2 protein-coding genes are annotated in these 3,946 nt (G+C 76.8%); one reads left to right on the forward strand and one right to left on the reverse strand.

The annotated features are described in order from the left end of the window. Positions 1 to 2,654, reverse strand: a 2,654-nt coding sequence (locus tag QR78_RS25050) for an AsmA family protein (protein WP_048430315.1), incomplete at its 3' end; no start/stop codon positions are given. A gap of 232 nt (positions 2,655 to 2,886) precedes the next feature. Between QR78_RS25050 and QR78_RS25055 the strand changes: the two genes are divergently transcribed. Next, on the forward strand, positions 2,887 to 3,946 hold a 1,060-nt coding region (locus QR78_RS25055), incomplete at its 3' end, for a carbamoyltransferase N-terminal domain-containing protein (RefSeq protein ID WP_048430316.1).

Raw genomic sequence — 3,946 nt, forward strand, 5'->3', positions numbered from 1 at the left:
CCCTGGCGCGCCAGGGTGGCGCTGCCGGTGAGCCGCCCGCCCGCCAGCCCGCCGGTGAAATCGCGGATGGAAAGGCCGTCGGACCCGAAGCCGAGATCGAACCGCGCCCAGTCCGACGCGAGGCCGCGGCCGAGATCGAGGCGGCGCACCGTCATGGCGACGTGACCGGTCGCGGGCGGCGCCGGAGCCGGTCCGAACCGGGCGCTGGACCAGCCCGTGGACGACGCATCCTGCCCGGCCGGGGCCGTCCCGCCGTTCAGGACCAGCGCCTCGGCGAGCCAGGGCAGGGCGAGCGTCTCGACGGCCACCGTGCCGGCGACGTCGCCCCCCGCGTTGCGGGTCAGCGTCGCGTCGACCGCGGATCCCCCCACGGTGCCGGTCACCGCGAGGCGCGGGGTCTCGCCGGTGCGCGACAGGCCGAGGGTCACCTTGGCCGGCACCGGCTCCCGCGGAGGGACGGCGCGGCCGAGGAGGCCGGCGAGCGGCCGCAGGTCCGCGCTCGCCACGGTGAGGGCGCCGTCCTGCGGTGGCCCGCCGACGGCGGGCAGCACCAGGGCCCGGGCGGTGCCGATCGTCGCCCCGGCGATCTCGCCGTCGAGGGTCAGGCGCAGCGGGCCCTGCGCGCCGTCGCGGCGCCCCGCCATGTGGACGCTTGCCGGGCTCACGAGGGCCGGATCGCTTGCCCGGCCGAGCCAGCGGCCGGAGGGCACGCCGTCGAGGCGGAGGTCGAGGTCGTCGAGCCGCCCGGCATGGGCGGCGAGGGACAGGGCGAGGCGCCCGCCGGCCGCGGTGCCGCGGGCCTGGCCGCGCAGGCGGTCCTGGTCGGTGCCGGGTTCCCGCTCCAGCGTCACGTCGAGGGCGACCGGACCGTCGCGCAAGAAGCCCGGCACCAGCCGCGCCTCGTCCACGAAGGTGTGCGCCAGGAGGTCGACGAGCGGCGCGGCGACCGGGGCGCTCACCTGCCCGGCGATGCGCCCGGCGCCGTCGGCGCCGATCCGGCCCGACAGGCTCGCCCGGGCCCCGGCGAGGTCGCGCACCTCCAGGCTGTCGAGGCGGATCGCGGCGCCCTCCGATTGCAGGCTGGCGGCGATCTCGCCGGTGCGGGGGCCGGCCGGGCCGTAGCGCAGGTCGCGGGCGAGCAGGGTCAGCCCGACATCGTGGTCGTGCAGGGCGGCCACCGCGCCGCGCATCGGCGGCAGCTCCGCCACGTCGAGGCCGTCGGCGATGATCTGGGCGTCGAAGCGCGGGCGGGGCTGGTCCGGCCCGGCCGGGCTGTAGCGGGCCGACCCCGTGATCCTCGCGCTGCCCAGCGCCACCCGGGCGTTGCGCAGCGACAGGACCGGCAGGGCCGCCGCCACGTCGGCCTCGGCCGAGAACGGCCGGCCGTCGAGGAGCCCGGCGAGGGGGCCGCCGAGGCCGAGCCGGTCGAGGAGGCGGGCGAGGCGGTCGGAGGCCGGCGCGTCGAGGGCGACGTGGCCCGAGAGGCCGCCGCTCGGCGTCACGTCGCCGGAGAGCGCCAGCCCCAGGCCGCCGGCCGCCGTGCCGGCGAGCCGCCGCAACGCCACGGCGCCGGAGGGCCGCAGGACGGCGCTCAGGGCCGCGCCGGTCCATTCCTCGCGAGCGAGCGTCAGGCTGTCGACCGCGACGTCGAGGGAGAGGGTGCCCGGCAGGGCGCCGGGCGACAGGCCGCGGCCGAGGAGCGACTGGCCGGCGGCGCTCATCAGGAAGCCGTCGAGGTCGAGGCGGCGCGCCTCGAGGCTCAAGGCGGCCCGGGCGCCCGCGAGGTCGAGGCTGCCCCGGCCGGTGAAGCGCAGGGGCGCCTCGCCCGGAACCTCGAGGGTCAGGGTCTCGAAGGTGGCGAGCCGGCCCTTCGCCTTGAACCCGCCCTGGACCGAGAACGGCAGGGCGGCGCCCGCCGCCTGGGCCGGCGGCCCCACCACCAGGCGGGCATTGCCGGCGGCCTCCGGCACGCGGCCGCCGTCCGGCCCGGGGAGGAGGGTCACCCGGGCGTCGAGATCGAGCCGGGGCACCGTGTCGCCGCCGGCCCCGAGCTTCACCGGCACCGCCCCGTCGGGGCCCGGCTCGCCGGTGGTGACGCGGAACGGCACCCCCTCGACGCTGCCCTCCGCCCGCCACGGGCCGGTCAGCCGCGGGGCGGAGAGCCGGACGGTCTCGGCATAGACCTGGTCGGTGCGCCCGGTCGCCGCCACCCGGGTGGTGACGAGGAGCTGGGCCACCCGCAGGTCCTCGACCGCGAGGTCGTGGCCCTCCCCCGCGAAGTCCGGCAGCGCCAGGAGGCCGCCGGCCTCGGTCGTCGGCAGGGTGACCTCGCCGCGGCCGATCCGGGTCTCGGTGAAGCGGATCTCGCCGGAGAGGAGCGGGGTCAGGGCGATCTCGGCCTTGACGAAGCGGGCGTCGAGGGAGGGCCGGTCGCGCCCACCCGTCAGCCGCAGGTGGTCGACCCGCAGGCGCGGCGAGGGCAGCAGGCGGATCTCCAGGCGGCCGTCGCTGCGGACCTCGAGCCCGAGCGAGCGGCTGAGCGCCGCGTCGAGGGAGCCGCGATAGGCCTCCCACGGGATGAAGGGCGGCGCGACGAGCGCCGCGGCGAGGATCAGGATGACGAGGCCCGCCAGGGCGGTCAGGATGTCGCGCACCGTGCTGTCCGTGCCGCCCCGCGAGGAGAGCGCCGCCCCATGTTCGTCCGACGGCCCGACGGGCCGTACCCCGATGACAGGGCTAGCATATCGGCATCGGAAACGAGGGCGAAATCCGGCGGGATCACGCAGCGAGAGCCCGCCCCCGATGCGCCCGTGCCACGCTCGGGCCCCGCCTGACAGGGCGGGGCGACGCTGCTAGAGCGGCGGCGTGACCCAATCGACGGACCCGATGCGCTACTATCTCGGCCTCGCCACCACCTTCCACGACCCGGCCCTCGCCCTGGTCGGGCCGGACGGCACGGTGCTCTTCGCCGAGGCGACGGAGCGCTACCTGCAATACAAGCGCGCCCCGAACTGCGAGCCGGATTCGGCGCCCCGCATGGCCGGCCTGCTCAAGGCCCACCTGCCGCCGGGCGCCGAGCTCGTGATCGCCACCACCTGGGGGCCGGACTTCAGCCGCTACCTCGCCGACCAGGCGGGGACCGGCGCCTTCGGGCTCGACGCGCTGAAGGCCCATTCGCCGGCCCTCAACCGCTCGCTGGTGCCGGAGCGGGCCGAGCGCACCTTCATCGCCGAACTCGCGCTGGCGCAGGGGCGGGCCGGCTACGGCACGCTGCTGGGCCTCGACCGGGCCCATGGAAACCGGGACTCTGGCGGCCGCTCGACCATCGCGGGCCTCAGGCGCTACCCCCACCACCTGACGCATGCCGCCTACGGCCTGTGGGGCTCGCCGTTCCGGGACGCGACCTGCCTCGTCGTCGACGGCATGGGCGAGACCGGCGCCTCGGCGATCTACCGGATGGAGGCGGGGCGCCTCCGGGAAGTGAAGCGCCATCGCGGCCGCGAATCGGTCGGCTTCTTCTTCGGCTTCGTCACCGATCTCGCCGGCTTCGACCAGGCCAAGGGCGAGGAATGGAAGATCATGGGGCTCGCCCCCTATGGCCGGCAGGATCCCGAGCTGATGGCGGCCCTGCGCCGGCTCTACCGGATCGAGAACGGCCGCCTGCGCTTCTCGGACGCCGCCACGGTCCAGGCCGTGGCCGAGGAGATCCGCGCCCGCCGCCCAGCGGAGGCCGACGAGGACGGCTGGGCCGATCTCTCGGCCTGCGGCCAGGCGATCTTCTCGGAGATGATGGACGTGCTCGTCGCCGAGGCCTGGCGGCTCTCTCCCCACGAGAATCTCGTCGTCACCGGCGGCTGCGCGCTGAATTCCTCCTATAACGGCCGGCTTCTCGGACGCAGCGACTTCCGGCGCCTCCACGTCCCGTCGGCGCCGGCCGACGACGGCA

It is taken from the genome of Methylobacterium indicum, assembly GCF_001043895.1.
In the GTDB taxonomy this organism is placed as follows: domain Bacteria; phylum Pseudomonadota; class Alphaproteobacteria; order Rhizobiales; family Beijerinckiaceae; genus Methylobacterium; species Methylobacterium indicum.